Origin of the sequence: Pseudomonas sp. NPDC087803 (assembly GCF_044742995.1) — a bacterium.
Lineage (GTDB): Bacteria > Pseudomonadota > Gammaproteobacteria > Pseudomonadales > Pseudomonadaceae > Aquipseudomonas.
In genome coordinates this window covers 1-1,364 of the sequence record NZ_JBIUVO010000158.1, presented here as the reverse complement: position 1 = coordinate 1,364, position 1,364 = coordinate 1, and the positions used below count along the sequence as shown (strand labels likewise).

The 1,364-nt window shown below is 53.4% G+C and carries 2 protein-coding genes and 1 pseudogene; all 3 read right to left on the bottom strand.

Annotated elements, in window-relative coordinates:
• Window positions 1-58: 58 nt before the first annotated feature.
• Window positions 59-166: pseudogene (locus tag ACIOUG_RS27160) on the bottom strand (hypothetical protein); the annotation flags it as partial.
• Between the two features lie 221 nt (window positions 167-387).
• On the bottom strand, window positions 388-753 hold the full coding sequence (gene rplL / locus ACIOUG_RS27155) for a 50S ribosomal protein L7/L12 (RefSeq protein WP_003228750.1): 366 nt from the start codon (window positions 751-753) through the stop codon (window positions 388-390).
• 74 nt (window positions 754-827) lie between these two features.
• Window positions 828-1,322 (bottom strand): 50S ribosomal protein L10, encoded by a 495-nt coding sequence (gene rplJ, locus ACIOUG_RS27150; RefSeq protein ID WP_401070281.1) that lies wholly within the window; start codon window positions 1,320-1,322, stop codon window positions 828-830.
• Window positions 1,323-1,364 lie beyond the last annotated feature (42 nt).

Sequence of the window (1,364 nt, the reverse complement as noted above, 5' to 3'; positions counted from 1 at the left end):
CTGGCCATCCAGCTGGATTCGTATCGTGAATTATTGTCGCTCCCGCTTGCAAGAATTAACGATACGAATCCAGCTGGCTGGCCAGGAGGTACGGCACATCCATGACGTCCGGCAACTTGCTAAAGTCCTTGCGGATACGTTTTTTCTCAGTATATGAGTAAGCCATCAGCGTTCCCCAGCTTGGTCACCTGCTTGTTTGGCCCCTCCCGACGGGAGCAGCCAGAAAATCGTGCAAACCCCATGGTTTGCGCCACCGCATCGGGTGGTTACAGCGCCTTTATCAGCACCGACCCAGTCGGCTGCCAATAACGGAAAAAGGCCGGTGGCAAGAGCCACCAGCCATCAGCCTGTCGCTTGACGCTCGGGCTGGAGGAGCAAAGTCGATACTTATTTCAGTTCGACTTTAGCGCCTGCTTCTTCCAGCTTCTTCTTAGCGTCTTCAGCAGCTTCTTTCGAAACGCCTTCAGCTACAACCTGAGGAGCGCCGTCTACTTTCTCTTTGGCTTCTTTCAGGCCCAGACCAGTCAGTTCACGAACTGCCTTGATCACGTTAACCTTCTTCTCGCCAGCTTCCAGCAGAACAACGTTGAACTCGGTTTGCTCTTCAACAACAGCGGCGGCAGCAGCTGGACCAGCCGAAGCGGCAGCAGCGGTAACGCCGAAGGTTTCTTCCATCGCTTTGATCAGCTCAACGATTTCCACTACGGATTTCTGGCCGATTGCTTCGATGATTTGTTCGTTAGTCAGAGACATGACTCAATTCCTGAATTGGGGGACGGCCTACGCGACCATCGAAATAAACAAAAAACGCGAGAAGTTGACGAGCCTTAGGCTGCAGCAGCTTCTTTCTGGTCGCGAATTGCCGCCAGAGTACGAGCCAATTTGCTGGTAGCGCCTTGAATCACGCTCATCAGCTGAGAAATTGCTTCGTCACGGGTCGGCAGAGTTGCCAGTACGTCGATCTGATTAGCTGCGAGGAACTTGCCCTCGAACGCAGCTGCCTTGATCTCGAACTTGTCCTGACCCTTGGCAAACTCTTTGAAGATACGGGCAGCAGCGCCCGGATGTTCGTTCGAAAATGCAATCAGGGTCGGGCCGGTGAACACGTCGTTGAGAACACTGTATTCAGTGTCAGCAACAGCGCGCTTGAGCAGGGTGTTACGTACAACACGTACGTAAACGCCAGCTTCACGAGCCTCTTTACGGAGTCCGGTCATTGCGCCTACTGTTACGCCACGGGCATCAACCACGACAGCGGACAGAGCGACTTTGGCAGCCTCGTTGACTTCAGCGACGATGGCCTTCTTGTCTTCGAGATTAATTCCACGGGTTTAACTCCTGCTTGTTACCGTTTCACTCGATCG

What these genes read in the sequence shown, in the direction of transcription:
- rplL (WP_003228750.1), bottom strand. Translation starts at nt 753, where the DNA reads ATGTCTCTGACTAACGAACAAATCATCGAAGCAATCGGCCAGAAATCC.